This window comes from Phreatobacter sp. (genome assembly GCF_027532945.1).
Taxonomy (GTDB): domain Bacteria; phylum Pseudomonadota; class Alphaproteobacteria; order Rhizobiales; family Phreatobacteraceae; genus Phreatobacter.
The window spans coordinates 26409-38269 of record NZ_JAPZTZ010000013.1; the positions used below are offsets into that span (position 1 = coordinate 26409).

14 protein-coding genes are annotated in these 11861 nt (G+C 68.5%); 8 read left to right on the forward strand and 6 right to left on the reverse strand.

The window, feature by feature from the left end:
* Position 1: 1 nt before the first annotated feature.
* Positions 2–910: a LysR family transcriptional regulator gene (locus tag O9344_RS09775; protein ID WP_298475898.1), complete on the reverse strand. Its 909-nt coding sequence runs from the start codon at positions 908–910 to the stop codon at positions 2–4.
* A 156-nt stretch (positions 911–1066) separates the two neighbouring features.
* Between O9344_RS09775 and O9344_RS09780 the strand changes: the two genes are divergently transcribed.
* Both O9344_RS09780 and O9344_RS09785 read left to right on the forward strand, forming a co-directional pair.
* Positions 1067–1507, forward strand: a complete 441-nt coding sequence (locus O9344_RS09780) for a DoxX family protein (RefSeq protein ID WP_298475901.1) — start codon at positions 1067–1069, stop codon at positions 1505–1507.
* 69 nt (positions 1508–1576) lie between these two features.
* Complete coding sequence (locus O9344_RS09785; RefSeq protein WP_298475904.1) at positions 1577–2203, forward strand: NAD(P)H-dependent oxidoreductase; 627 nt, start codon at positions 1577–1579, stop codon at positions 2201–2203.
* Positions 2204–2293: 90 nt separating this feature from the next.
* Here O9344_RS09785 and O9344_RS09790 read toward each other — a convergent pair whose 3' ends face one another.
* A complete protein-coding gene (locus O9344_RS09790) occupies positions 2294–3349 on the reverse strand; it encodes a LacI family DNA-binding transcriptional regulator (protein WP_298475907.1) in 1056 nt (351 codons plus the stop codon).
* A 53-nt stretch (positions 3350–3402) separates the two neighbouring features.
* On the opposite strand from O9344_RS09790, the gene O9344_RS09795 reads away from it, so the two are divergent.
* Together O9344_RS09795 and map are read left to right on the forward strand one after the other, a co-directional pair.
* Positions 3403–4380 carry an NAD(P)-dependent oxidoreductase gene (locus O9344_RS09795; RefSeq protein WP_298476311.1) on the forward strand — a complete coding sequence of 326 codons (978 nt, stop codon included), beginning with the start codon at positions 3403–3405 and terminating at the stop codon, positions 4378–4380.
* A 143-nt stretch (positions 4381–4523) separates the two neighbouring features.
* On the forward strand, positions 4524–5324 hold the full coding sequence (gene map, locus O9344_RS09800) for a type I methionyl aminopeptidase (protein WP_298476314.1): 801 nt from the start codon (positions 4524–4526) through the stop codon (positions 5322–5324).
* Here map and O9344_RS09805 read toward each other — a convergent pair whose 3' ends face one another.
* Together O9344_RS09805 and O9344_RS09810 are read right to left on the reverse strand one after the other, a co-directional pair.
* Positions 5325–5762 (reverse strand): hypothetical protein, encoded by a 438-nt coding sequence (locus tag O9344_RS09805; protein ID WP_298475911.1) that lies wholly within the window; start codon positions 5760–5762, stop codon positions 5325–5327. It abuts the gene before it with no gap.
* A 79-nt stretch (positions 5763–5841) separates the two neighbouring features.
* Positions 5842–6549, reverse strand: coding sequence for a cation transporter (locus tag O9344_RS09810; protein ID WP_298475914.1), 708 nt, complete (start codon positions 6547–6549; stop codon positions 5842–5844).
* A gap of 77 nt (positions 6550–6626) precedes the next feature.
* Between O9344_RS09810 and O9344_RS09815 the strand changes: the two genes are divergently transcribed.
* On the forward strand, positions 6627–7049 hold the full coding sequence (locus tag O9344_RS09815) for a helix-turn-helix domain-containing protein (RefSeq protein WP_298475917.1): 423 nt from the start codon (positions 6627–6629) through the stop codon (positions 7047–7049).
* Between the two features lie 4 nt (positions 7050–7053).
* On the opposite strand, the gene O9344_RS09820 is transcribed toward O9344_RS09815, so the two are convergent.
* Positions 7054–7926, reverse strand: coding sequence for a sterol desaturase family protein (locus O9344_RS09820; protein WP_298475922.1), 873 nt, complete (start codon positions 7924–7926; stop codon positions 7054–7056).
* A gap of 317 nt (positions 7927–8243) precedes the next feature.
* Between O9344_RS09820 and O9344_RS09825 the strand changes: the two genes are divergently transcribed.
* The 3 genes from O9344_RS09825 (at position 8244) to O9344_RS09835 (ending at position 10788) form a co-directional block, all read left to right on the forward strand.
* Complete coding sequence (locus tag O9344_RS09825) at positions 8244–9203, forward strand: ABC transporter substrate-binding protein (RefSeq protein WP_298476318.1); 960 nt, start codon at positions 8244–8246, stop codon at positions 9201–9203.
* 86 nt (positions 9204–9289) lie between these two features.
* The gene (locus O9344_RS09830) at positions 9290–10033 is read left to right on the forward strand and encodes an ABC transporter permease (protein ID WP_298476320.1); all 744 of its coding nucleotides are present in this window, start codon (positions 9290–9292) and stop codon (positions 10031–10033) included.
* The gene (locus tag O9344_RS09835) at positions 10021–10788 is read left to right on the forward strand and encodes an ABC transporter ATP-binding protein (RefSeq protein WP_298475925.1); all 768 of its coding nucleotides are present in this window, start codon (positions 10021–10023) and stop codon (positions 10786–10788) included. The genes O9344_RS09830 and O9344_RS09835 overlap by 13 nt, the downstream gene beginning before the upstream one ends.
* 25 nt (positions 10789–10813) lie before the next feature.
* On the opposite strand, the gene O9344_RS09840 is transcribed toward O9344_RS09835, so the two are convergent.
* Positions 10814–11815: a tripartite tricarboxylate transporter substrate-binding protein gene (locus O9344_RS09840; protein WP_298475928.1), complete on the reverse strand. Its 1002-nt coding sequence runs from the start codon at positions 11813–11815 to the stop codon at positions 10814–10816.
* Positions 11816–11861: the final 46 nt, after the last annotated feature.

Here is an 11861-nt window from a genome sequence, read left to right on the forward strand (position 1 = left end):
ATCAGGCCTTCGGGCCAATCCCCTCGATCTCCGGCCGCCGCTTGGCGATCTCCGAGCCAACATGGTCCATGAAGACGCGGACGCGGGCGGTAGCCCGCAGGTCTGGATGCGTCAGGATCCACAGGGCGCCGGGGCTGTCGCCGATCGGATCCGAGAGCGGCACGAGGTTGGGGATCGTGCGGGCGATGAAGCAGGGCAGCAGCCCGAGGCCGGCGCCCTCCGCCACCGCCTCGGCCAGGCCAAGGACGGTGTTGATCCGCCAGCCGATGCGGTCCTCGCCGACATGCTGGGTGAGCCAGCGGCTGGGCTTCAGGCCCGACAGGTTGTCGCCGAGGCCGATCCAGGGATGCGAGCGATAGTCGACCGGGTCGAGCGTCGTCAGCCCAAGGCTGCTGGCGCCATAGATCGCCCAGGGAATCGCCGCCAGCCGCCGGCCGACCAGCGTCTCCGGCGGATCGGAGGTGGCGCGGATGGCGACGTCGGCATCCCGCTTCGACAGGTTCAGCGACTGGTTGCCGACGACGACGTCCAGCGAGATCTCCGGATAGAGCTTGCGGAAGGAGGCGAAGATGGGGGTGAGCAGATGGACGACCAGCGTGTCGTTGGTCGTCACCCGCACCTCACCCTGAGGGCGCAGGTCCTGCCCGGTCAGGCGGCGCTCGAAGTCGATGATCTCTTCCGACATGCGCTCGGCGAGCTTGACCATCTCCTCGCCCGCCGCGGTGAGCGAATAGCCGGTGCGGCTGCGCTCGAACAGGCGGGCGCCGAGCCGCTCCTCCATGGCGCCGAGGCGACGGAAGACGGTCGACTGGTTCACCGCGAGGAGATCCGCCGCGCCGGCGAGGGACCGGGCGCTCGAGACGGCAAGGACGGTCCGGTAGTCGTCCCAGGAGACGAGCGGCTGCGGCATGGTCAAGGCTCCAATCGCTTGCGTGCATGCAAGCAAATCATTGCGGTCTCGTCAATTTACTTGCGACATCCGCCCACCCATTCTTCACGGCAAGGGTCGCTCCTCCAAACGGCCCGCCCACCTGCCTCCTCATCGCCTCCACCCCCTGGTGCCCCCATGTCCGATACCCAGACCGCCCCTTACGGCCTCCTCGTCCTGCGCGTCGCGCTCGGCCTGATGTGGATCACCCACGGCCTCCTGAAGGTCGTCGTCTTCACCGTCCCGGGCTTTGCCGGTTTCCTCGGCTCGCTCGGCCTGCCGCCGGTCCTCGCCCTGCCCATCATCGTCGCCGAGATCGGCGGCGGCGTGCTCATCCTCGCCGGCATCTATGGCCGGCATGTCTCGGTCCTGCTGCTGCCGATCATGCTCGGCGCGCTGATGGTCCACCTGCCGAACGGCTGGGTCTTCTCCGCGCCGAAGGGCGGCTGGGAATATCCCGCCTTCCTGATCGTCGCCTCCATCGCCCATGCGCTGGCCGGTGACGGCGCCCTCGCCCTGCGCTCCGGCCCGCTCGCCTTCTGGCGCCGCGAGGCTCCGGCCCAGGTCCGCATGGCCTGATCCCACATCGGCGCGTCGGCCCCGGCCGGCGCGCGTCGTCCTGCCCCCCACCCTCCAGAGGACAATTCCATGGCCAAAGTGCTCTTCATCGAGGCGAGCCCCCGCAAGGGCCGCTCCTTCTCCACCCAGGCAGCCGAGCATTTCCTCGCCGCCTACAAGTCCGCTCATCCCGGCGACACGGTCGAGACGCTCGACCTTTGGGCGGCCGACCTGCCGGCCTTCGACGGCGCGACGCTGGATGCCAAATATGCCGTCATGGGCGGCAAGGACTTCACCGCCGAGCAGGCCCAGGCCTGGGCGAAGATCGTCGCCGCCGCCGATCACTTCAAGGCGGCCGACAAGATCGTCATCGCCACCCCGATGTGGAACTTCGGCGTACCTTACGTGCTGAAGCACTATATCGACGTGATCGCCCAGCCCGGCCAGACCTTCGGCTGGTCGCCGGACCAGGGCTATTTCGGCCTGGTGAAGGGCAAGCCCGCCCTCGTCGTCACTGCCTCCATGGGCGCCTATGGCCCGGGCACCGGTGCCGAGGCGATCGACTTCCAGAAGCCCTATGTGGAGTGGATGCTGAAGTTCTTCGGCTTCGAGACCATCCACTCGCTGCAGGTGATCAACACCGGCATGCCGGATTCGGCGGAAGCCTCGCTCTCCGAGGTGAAGGCCAAGGCCGAGGCGCTCGCCAAGACCTTCTGACGCAAAAGACCTTCTGACGACGAGATCGTCTGGTGGAATCAGCCCCCGTTCCGCCCGTCATGCCCGGCCCTGCGCCGGGCATGATGCGTTTCAGGGGGCGAGAGGCCCGGTGCTGCCCCGCACCACCAGCGTCGGCGGCAGGATGATGCGGGCCGGCGGCAGGGCCGGGTTCACGGTACGCACCAGAACGCGCTCGCCGGCCCGGCGTCCCTGCTCGCTGGGATGGGTCGAGACCGTGGTGAGACCCGGCGCCCACATGGCGGCCTCGCGGACATCGTCGGCGCCAACGACGGAAAAGTCGCGGCCCGCCTCGCGGCCGCGCTGGCGCAGGCCCATCATCACGCCGAAGGCGATGAGGTCGTTCATGCAGACGGCGGCTGTCGGTGGATCAGCAAGGTCGAGCAGCGCTTGAATGCCGGTGAAGCCCGTATCGCGCGTACCCAGCCCCGTCACCATGAGTTGGGGATCGAAAGGCAGGCCCATTTCGGTGAGGAAGGCGCGGTAGGCGCTGCGACGGTTGCGGCCCGTCGACATCGTGTCGTTGCCGCCGACCACGGCGATCCTGCGGTGGCCGAGCCCGTGGAGATGGTCGAGGGCAAGCCGGGTCGCGGCGACGTCGTCGGAGGCGACGACATCGAGGCCGATACCCTCGATCTCGCGGGTGATCTGGATGACGGGAATGCCGGCGCGGGCGATGCGCAACAGCGCCTCGCCGCCGGCGCCATTGGCGGGACAGAGGATCATGCCGTCCGGCCGGTATTCCTTCAGCGTCTCCAGTACGCGGTCCTGCTTGGCGGGATCGTCGGAATAGGTGCCGAGGAGGACCGTGTGGCCGGAACCGGCGAGGGTCTCCTCGATCGCCGCGAGAATCTCGCCGAAATAGGGGTTCACCACGTCGTTGACCCCCACCGCGATCATGTTGGTGCGGGCGGTGCGCAGGCTGGCGGCCGAGCGGTTGTAGACATAGCCGAGCTCGCGGGCGACGGCCTGGACCTTCTCCCGCGTCGCCTCGGCGACGAGCGGACTGGCGCGCAGCGCCAGCGAGACGGTGGCGGTCGACACACCGAGGCTCTCGGCGATCTGTTGCAATGTCACCCGGCCGGGCGGCAGCGGATGCACGGGATGCTGATGCGAGGCGTCGTCCATGGGCCGCCCTCCCCGCATCGATCTAAATCTTCATTTCAAGTTTTGAACAGCGAATTCAATCGTTTTGGCTCTCGTCCCTTCGATGGGGGCGGTCTAGGCTCGCTGCAAAACAAAGGTCACGGGAGGATCACATGACCAAGCAGCGCATCGGGTTCATCGGCGTCGGGCTGATGGGCCATGGAATGGCGAAGAACATCGTCGAGAAGGGCTATCCCCTCACCGTCATGGCCAACCGCAACCGCGAACCGGTCGAGGACCTGGTGAAGCGCGGGGCGACGGAGGCGAGGAACGCCCGCGAGGTGGCTGCAGCCAGCGACGTTGTCATCATCTGCGTCACCGGCGCGCCGCAGGTCGAGGCGGTGGTGAACGGCCCGGACGGCGTCCGGGCGGCTGCGAAGCCGGGGCTGACCATCATCGACTGCTCGACCTCGGAGCCCACCCTCACCCGCCGCCTCGCCGAGGAACTCGCCCCGCTCGGCGTGACCTTCCTCGACGCGCCGCTGTCGCGCACGCCGAAGGAGGCCTGGGAGGGCAAGCTCGACGTGATGACCGGCGGGGCGGAAGCGGACCTTGCCCGCGTCCACGACGTCATCGCCTGTTTCGCCGGCCGCATCGTCCATGTCGGCCCGACGGGCGCCGGCCACACCATGAAGATCGTCAACAATTTCGTGTCGATGGGCTATGCGGCGCTCTATGCCGAGGCGCTGGCGGTGGCCAAGGCCAATGGTGTCGCGCCCAAGGCCATGAACGCCGTGCTCTCGGGCGGCCGCATGGATTGCGGCTTCTACCAGACCTTCTTCAAATACGTCATCGAGCGGGACGAGAACGCCCACCGCTTCACCCTCGCCAATGCCCACAAGGACATGCGCTATTGCGCCAACATGGCCCAGGCGGCCGGCATCGCCAATCCGATGGGGAACGCGGTGAAGAACTACTTCGCCATGGCCGAGGCGCAGGGCAATGGCGGCAAGTACGTGCCGATGCTCTCCGACGAAGTGGCGCGCTGGAACGGCGTGAACCTTCTGGACTGACGCCAAGCGGCCGCCTTGCCGCCGCTTGTGCCTGACATGACCGGCCCCGCCTTGCGCGGGGGCCGGATTGCCTTATGTTCCCGGCTGATTTCATCCAAGGGAATTGCTGCGTGGTCACCTATGTGGAGGCCGGTTCGGCGCAGATGCGCAAGAACGGCCAGATCAAGCTCTATGGCGAGGAGGCCTTCGCCGGCATGCGCAAGGCGGGCCGGCTGGTCGCCGAGTGCCTCGACATGCTGATGGACGAGGTGCGCGAAGGCGTGCCCACCAGCCGCATCGACCAGCTCGTCTTCGAGTTCGGCCTCGATCACGGCGCCTATCCGGCGACGCTGATGTATCGCGGCTACGAATATTCCTGCTGCACCTCGCTGAACCACGTGGTTTGCCACGGCATGCCCAACGACAAGCCGTTCCGCGACGGCGACATCGTCAATGTCGACGTCACCTTCGTGCTCGACGGCTGGCATGGCGATTCCTCGCGCATGTACGGCATCGGCGAGATCCCGCGGCGAGCCGAGCGGCTGATCGACGTGACCTATGAATCGCTGCTGCGCGGCATCGCCGCCGTGAAGCCGGGCAACACGGTCGGCGACATCGGCCATGCCATCCAGAGCTATGTCGAGCCGCAGCACATGAGCGTGGTGCGCGACTTCTGCGGCCATGGCGTCGGCAAGCTGTTCCACGACGAGCCGAACATCGTCCATCTCGGCAAGCCCGGCGAGGGCAGCGAGTTGAAGCCGGGCATGATCTTCACCATCGAGCCGATGGTGAACCTCGGCCGCCCGCACGTGAAGGTGCTCTCCGACGGCTGGACTGCGGTCACCCGCGACCGCTCGCTCTCGGCGCAGTTCGAGCACACGGTGGGCGTGACCAAGGACGGCGTGGAGATCTTCACCCTGTCGCCGAAGGGCCTCGACAAGCCGCCGCTGAAGGGCGCCGCCTGATCAGAGGCGGCGATCGGCCGGCGGATCGGTCTCGCTCTCGCGGATCATGCCGCGCAGCCGCCGCCAGATGCGCTCGGCAAGGCTCAGCGCCCGGTCGACCTCCTGATCGCTCGGTAGGGTCAGCGACTGGCCGGGATCGCCCGGACGCGCGGTCGCCGACCCGCCCCGCCTCAGCGTCTCGTTCTCGGCCTTCAGCCGTTCGATCTCCTGTTCCAGCGCCGCCCGGTCGTCGGGCACCAGCCGGCAGGCGAGTGAGCCACCGCTGCGGGTGCAGAGCGAGATCGCCCCGGTGCGGCTGTCCATGCGCAAAAGGCCGTCCGGCATGTCGCGCAGGACGAAGCGGCCGTCATTCGCCGCGGACGGTTGGGCGGCGGGCGCCTGCGCGAGGGCGGGCGCGGCCGCCAGGACGAGGGTGGCGAGCACGAGACGGGTTCGCATGGCGGACCTCCTTGAGCGCCGCCATTCTCCCCAGCTTCATGTCGCCACGATGGCCCGTGGATGAACGCCGGCCGAATGGTCAGTGGCGATGACCGGCGTGATCATGATCGTGCCGGTCATGATGCCCGCCATCCCCGCTGTGATCGTGGCCGTGCCCCATCAGCGCGCCGCGGTCGATGCCGCTGCGCCATTCGCCCCAGGCCTGGCCGAGGATCAGCGCCGCCGAATGCAGGAAGAGCCCGGCCATGACGAAGGCAACCGCGAGGTCCGGCCAGGGGCTGGCGAGCCACCAGACGAGGCCGGCAGCGATCATGACGATCACATTGCCGATGGCGTCGTTGCGCGAGCAGAGCCAGACCGAGCGGACATTGGCGTCACCGTCCTTGTAGCGGGCGAGGAGAAGCACGCTGGCAAGATTGGCGGCGAGCGCCAGGAAGCCGACGATCCCCATGAATTCGGCGCGCGGCAGGCCAAGAACCAGCACCTGCCAGAGGGTAGAGCCGAAGACCCAGAGACCCATGACGAGCAGGCTCACACCCTTGGCGAGGGCCGCGGCCGAACGGACCCGCAGCGGCTTGCCGATGACGGCGAGCGACAGGCCATAGGTCAGCGTGTCGCCGAGAAAATCGAGAGCGTCGGCTTTCAGGGCCTGCGAGCCCGCGAGGTGACCGGCGAGAGTCTCCACCGCGAACATCAGGCCGTTGATCGCGATGACGATCCACAGAACGGTGCGATAGCGCGGATCGGTGCCGTCGAAACCGGCGGGTGAGGTGGCGGGTGCGGACATGGGACTGTTCCTGCTTGGATCCTGTCGCCTTAGCCCCTAGATCCTCTAGTCACTGGAGGATCAAGCGGAGAGCAGCCATGCGTGACCTGACCATCGGAGCCCTGTCGAAGCGGACCGGGGTGAAGGTGCCGACCATCCGCTACTACGAGCAGATCGGCCTCATGCCGCCGGTGCCGCGGACGGATTCAGGGCGGCGCAGCTATGGCGCCGCGGACCTGAAGCGGCTGGGATTCATCCGCCATGCGCGCAATCTCGGTTTCGAGATCGAGGAGATCCGCCAGCTCATCGCCCTTTCGGGCGAGCCGGACCGGCCCTGCGCCGATGCCGACGCCATCGCGAGGCGCCACCTCGCGGAGATCGATGACCGCATCAGCCGGCTGACCGCCCTGCGCGGCGAGATCGCCCGCATGGTCGAGCTCGGCCCGCACGGCGCCATCGGTGAATGCCGGGTCATCGAGGTGCTGGCCGATCATGGCCTGTGCGCCGAGCCGGCGCATTAAGGCGTCAGGAGGCCTGGCCGCGCCGCAGCCACCATCCCGAAAGCGCCGCCCTGCCCTGCCGCCACCAGAGCGCGAAGGGCAGCGTGATGAGCCTTGCCGCGTCGGTGTCCGGCACGCCGTCCCGCACCGCGCCCATGGCCGCGTCGCAGGAATCGTGGCGGTGATAGGTGCCGAACATCAGGTCCCAGAGCGGGATCATGTTCGCAAGGTTCTTGCCATAGGCCTCGGGCTCGTCGGCATGGTGCCAGCGGTGAAACCGCGGCGAAGCGACAAGCCAGTTCAGCGGCCCATGGTCGATGTCGAGCTCGAGATGGACATAGGCGGTGTGGAGCGAGGCGACCACATAGGCGGCGACGATCGCGCCGGGCGGGATGCCGATCCAGGTGAGCAGGACGATGTAGAAGACCTTCATCGTCAGCACCTCGAGGAGGTGGACGCGGAAGGCGGTGAAGCCGTTCACGTGGGTGTCGGAATGATGGACCGCATGGACCGGCCAGCCGAGCGGCGTGTGCAGGGCGCGATGGCACCAATAGTCCGAGAAATCCTTGCCGAGGACGCCGACCACCGCCATGACGATCCAGGGCACGCCGTCCCAGGCGCTCGCGGGGATGGCGGGAATCCCAAGGCTCGCATAGCCGGAGGCGACGAGGCCGGCGCCGACATAGACCACCGGGGCCATCAGGATGTTGACGCCGAGGGTCGCCAGCGAGGCGGCGGAATTGCGCAGGGCGAGCGGCGAGAGCACGCGGGCGCGCCAGCCGAGGGCAAGGGCTATCACCGTGAAAGCCGTGACGAAGCCGAGCACCGCCAGCATGGAGGGGCTGAGGAGATGGGCGCTGTAAATCGCCAAGAGGGTCGCGCCGGAATCGGTGAGCATGGCGGGCTCCGCGGCGCCGCCGGAGGCGCCACCCTCAACTTAGAGCGGTGTCCTTGCGGATTGGTTGACACCGCAGCGCGACGACGGCGTTCCGCCCCGGCTTGATGACACGCCATATCCTCCTTCATTTCCGCTCAATGCATTATATTTTTTCTTTTTTTACGGGTCTTGTTGCGCCTTTTGGAGAAATTTTTTATCTCAATGGCTCCACCCGCGAGGGTTGCCACCTGTCTGGATCGGCCATGTCCATCACCTTCCCCCGCCGTACACTGCTCGCCGCCGCCGCGGCGACCCTCGCCGCCCCCGCCTTGCCGCGCATGGCCCTCGCCCAGCGCGTCGCCGCGCGCGTCGGTGTCATCCCCATCGTCGGCGCGGCGCCCATCTTCGTCGCGGACCGCGAAGGCTGGGCCCGCGAGGCCGGTCTCGACTTCGCCTACACGACCTTCGAGTCGGGGCCGAATATGATCCAGGCCCTCGCCTCCGGCACGATCGACATCTATGTCGCAGGCGTCGCCCCGCTCGGCGTCGCCCGCTCCCGTGGCGTCGAGGTCAAGGTCGTGGCGAGCACGGCGACCGGTGAGAACGTCTTCGTCGCGACGCCGCGGCTCGCTGCCTTCTTCAAGCCCGGCACCAGCCATGCCGAGGCCTTGCGCGCCTATCGCATCCAGACCGGCAAGCCGGCGCAACTCGCCACCCAGCCGCCCGGCTCGGTGCCGAACACCACGCTGCAATACTGGCTGTGGGAGCAGATCAAGGCCGACAAGGCCGATGTCGAGGTGGTCGCCATGGGGATCGACGCAACCCAGCAGGCCGTGCTGGCGGATGCCGTCGAGGGTGCGACGATCCGCGAACCAGCGCTGTCGATCGTCCAGCGGCGCAACCCGGCCATCAAGCTGGTCGCGGTCGGCGATGAGCTCTTCCCCGGCCAGCCCGGCACGGTCGTTGCCATCTCCAGCGCCTTCCTCGCCCGCAACGAGGACAGGGTGCAGGGTCTGGTGAACGGCCTGGTGCGCGCCGGCGCCCTGCTCACCCGCGATCCCGACAAGGCGGCGCCGCATGTCGCGGCGAACCTCGCCAAGGGCATCGTGGACCTGGATACGATCAAGGCGGCGCTGAAGTCGCCGGCATCGAAGTTCACCATCGACCCGCGCGCCATCATCCAGCCGACCAAGGCGATGCAGGACTATCAGGTGAAGCTCGGCTCGCTGCGCGAGTCGGTGTCGCTCGACGGCGTGTTCGACACGCGCTTCTTCGAGAAGGCGCCGTCGGCGACCTGATCGTCGCCGCGAGGGAGCCCGCCGTGACCGACACCACCCTCACCGCGCCGGCGCGAAAGGTCGCGCCGCCCGCAACGCTGGCGGCGGTGCGACGCATCGGCCTCGCCGCACTCGGCCTCGCTCTGTTCCTCGCCCTGTGGGAGTCGCTGCCACGGCTCGGGCTCGTCAACCCTATGCTGCTGCCGACCCCCAGCGTCATTCCCGCCGCCTTCTGGGCCGAGATCCAGTCCGGCGCCTGGGCGAGCGCGGTCCGGGCGAGCCTCGGCCATTACACGATCGGCCTGGTCCTCGGCTCGGTGCTCGGCCTCGTGCTCGGCATCGCCACCGGCATGTCGCAGCTCGCCGAGGACATGACCTCCTGGGTCGTGCGCGTACTGCGCCCCATCCCCGGCCTCGCCTGGGTGCCCTTCGCCATCATCTGGTTCGGCGTCAGCCCCTCCTCGGCAGTGTTCATCATCGCCATCGGCGTGTTCTGGATCGTCTTCTTCGCCGCCCACGGCGCCATTCGCGGCGTCGACCGCGACCTCATCGAGGTGGCGGATGCCTTCGGCTTTCGCTCGGCCTGGGAGCGCCTGTTCAAGATCCTGCTGCCGGCGGCGATGCCCGGCATCCTCGTCGGCGTGCGCACCGCCCTCGGCCAGGCCTGGATGGCGGTGGTGGCGGCGGAGATCTTCGGCGTTCCCGGACTCGGCCAGCGGATGATCCAGGCCTCGAGCCTGCTCGCGACCGAAATCGTCGTCGTCTACATGCTGACCATGGCGGCGCTCTACGGCCTGCTCGACACGCTGTTCGTCGCGATCCAGGGATGGGTGCTCCGATGGAAAGCGTGATCGACATCCGCGGCCTGTCGCTGTCCTTCACCCGCGATGGCGAGACGAATGAGGTGCTCCGCGGCCTCGACCTCGCCGTGCCACGCGGCGCCTTCATCGCCATCGTCGGCTCCTCCGGCGTCGGCAAGTCGACGCTGCTGCGCGTGCTCATGGGCCTTGCCGCCAAGAGCGCCGGCGAGGTGACGATCGCGACGCGTTCGGGCCAGCGCCAGCCGCTCGCCCTGGTCTTCCAGGATTCGCGTCTCCTGCCCTGGCGTTCTGTCGCCGACAATGTCGCCTTCGGCCTCGAGGGCGGCGGCCTGTCGAAGGCGGAGCGGCGGGCCAAGGCCGAGGCGGCGCTCGACATTGTCGGGCTGAAGCATCTCGCGGAGCGCTGGCCTCACCAGCTCTCCGGCGGCCAGCGTCAGCGCGTCTCGCTGGCGCGGGCCCTCGCGGTCGAGCCGGAAGTTCTGCTGATGGACGAGCCCTTCTCGGCGCTCGACGCGATCACCCGCGAGGGCTTGCAGGACGAACTCGTCCGCATCTGGCAGGTGACGGGCAAGACGATCCTCTTCGTCACCCACGACATCGAGGAAGCAACCTATCTCGCTGACCGCGTGGTGGTCCTGGCGGGATCGCCCGGCCGGGTCGTTGCCGACCATGTCCTCGATGCGCCCCGGCCGCGCAAGCGCGCGGTGGCGGCGGATACCGGCCTCGTCGCCGGCATCCGCCAGCATATCGGCGGCGAGACGATGATCGACGGGACGGGAATCTAGGTCCCCGTCCCCTTGCGTTCTCGGCTCATTCGTCCAGCGAGAAGCCGGAGGCCTTGACGATGGGCGCCCAGGCGGCGCGGGCGCCTTCCAGGTAGGCGGCATATTCAGGCGGCGTCAGCGAGAAGGGTTGCTGGCCGACGGCACGCAGCGCGTCACGCGTCGCGGGCACCTTCACCGCCTCTGCAACAAGGTTGGCGACCTGGCCGGCGAGATCGGCCGGCGTGCCCTTGGGCATGAAGCAGCCGAACGTGTCGCGGCCGACGACGCGGCCGAGGCCCTGCTCGGTGAATGTCGGAATATTCGGCAGGAAAGCCGAACGTTCGCGGTCGGCGACGCCGATGACGCGCAGCACGCCGCCGGCGACATGCGGCAGGTAGTCACCGATCGGGGTGATGGTCGAGGCGATGTGGCCGCCGATGAGGTCCTGGATCGCCGGGGTCGAGCCGCGATACGGCACGTGCCGCAGCTGGACACCGGCCGAGGCGATGAGCAGCTCGCCCATGAAGTGCGGCGTGGAGCCGGCAGCCGGCGAGCCGAAGGCAGCCTTGTCGGCATTGGCCCTGGCCCAGGCGACGAAGCCGGCGACGTCGCGGACCTCGGCGGGCACCATCGGCCCGACGGCGAGAGCGAAGGTGGCGTAGGTGGCCGGCGTCACCGGCGTCACATCGGTCGCCGGATTGTAGGCGAGGCGCCTGTAGACGCTCGGATAGATGGTGAACATGGCATCCGGGCTCACCAGCATGGTGCGGCCATCGGGGGCGGCCTCCATCAGCGCCGCGATGGCGAGGCGGGCGGAGGCGCCGGGCCGGTTCTCGACGACGAAGCTCTCGGCCAGGCCGCCGCGAAGGCTCTCGGCGAGGCGGCGGGCCAATGTGTCGGTGGGACCGCCGGCGGGGAAGCCGACGATGATGCGGCCGACACCGCGGACGATCTGGGCCGGGGCCGGCAGCGTCGAGGCGGCGAGCGCGCCGGCGGCGAGGCCGAGCGCGTGGCGGCGGCTGAGGCGAATGCTGGTCTTGGTGGTCATGGTGTCTTTCCTCTGGGGGGCCCCTGCCGGCTTCTCATGGCCGGTC

What these genes read in the sequence shown, in the direction of transcription:
- O9344_RS09775 (WP_298475898.1), bottom strand. Translation starts at nt 910, where the DNA reads ATGCCGCAGCCGCTCGTCTCCTGGGACGACTACCGGACCGTCCTTGCC.
- O9344_RS09780 (WP_298475901.1), top strand. Translation starts at nt 1,067, where the DNA reads ATGTCCGATACCCAGACCGCCCCTTACGGCCTCCTCGTCCTGCGCGTC.
- O9344_RS09785 (WP_298475904.1), top strand. Translation starts at nt 1,577, where the DNA reads ATGGCCAAAGTGCTCTTCATCGAGGCGAGCCCCCGCAAGGGCCGCTCC.
- O9344_RS09790 (WP_298475907.1), bottom strand. Translation starts at nt 3,349, where the DNA reads ATGGACGACGCCTCGCATCAGCATCCCGTGCATCCGCTGCCGCCCGGC.
- map (WP_298476314.1), top strand. Translation starts at nt 4,524, where the DNA reads ATGCGCAAGAACGGCCAGATCAAGCTCTATGGCGAGGAGGCCTTCGCC.
- O9344_RS09805 (WP_298475911.1), bottom strand. Translation starts at nt 5,762, where the DNA reads ATGCGAACCCGTCTCGTGCTCGCCACCCTCGTCCTGGCGGCCGCGCCC.
- O9344_RS09810 (WP_298475914.1), bottom strand. Translation starts at nt 6,549, where the DNA reads ATGTCCGCACCCGCCACCTCACCCGCCGGTTTCGACGGCACCGATCCG.
- O9344_RS09815 (WP_298475917.1), top strand. Translation starts at nt 6,627, where the DNA reads ATGCGTGACCTGACCATCGGAGCCCTGTCGAAGCGGACCGGGGTGAAG.
- O9344_RS09820 (WP_298475922.1), bottom strand. Translation starts at nt 7,926, where the DNA reads ATGCTCACCGATTCCGGCGCGACCCTCTTGGCGATTTACAGCGCCCAT.
- O9344_RS09825 (WP_298476318.1), top strand. Translation starts at nt 8,244, where the DNA reads ATGGCCCTCGCCCAGCGCGTCGCCGCGCGCGTCGGTGTCATCCCCATC.
- O9344_RS09835 (WP_298475925.1), top strand. Translation starts at nt 10,021, where the DNA reads ATGGAAAGCGTGATCGACATCCGCGGCCTGTCGCTGTCCTTCACCCGC.
- O9344_RS09840 (WP_298475928.1), bottom strand. Translation starts at nt 11,815, where the DNA reads ATGACCACCAAGACCAGCATTCGCCTCAGCCGCCGCCACGCGCTCGGC.